Raw genomic sequence first — 339 nt, forward strand, 5'->3', positions numbered from 1 at the left:
CCCAAGACTACTTTTTATAGTTATAAAGATTGAGGAAATTCTAGAGGTTAGCTACCCGTTGCTAGTTTAACAGTAGTTAACTAAAAGCACATGGGGGATTAGCTCAGCTGGCTAGAGCGCTTGCCTTGCACGCAAGAGGTCATCGGTTCGACTCCGATATTCTCCACAACGTAGTGTTTTAAGATAGTTTATCTAAACATTACATCCGGTTGGTAACTGAAATATTTGTCAGTGCCGACTCGGCACAAGTTCATTGACATATTGGTAATATGATATCGTAAAGAATCAAGATAGAGAGTTGATTAAAAATCAACAAACTTTATAAAAAAATATAAAGAG

General features: G+C 36.9%; 1 tRNA gene. It reads left to right on the forward strand.

Annotated elements, in window-relative coordinates:
• Positions 1-92: 92 nt before the first annotated feature.
• Positions 93-166 (forward strand) — tRNA-Ala (locus ACXAG7_RS20060).
• Positions 167-339 lie beyond the last annotated feature (173 nt).

The sequence above is a fragment of the Tenacibaculum sp. AWR4_210 genome (assembly GCF_056160945.1).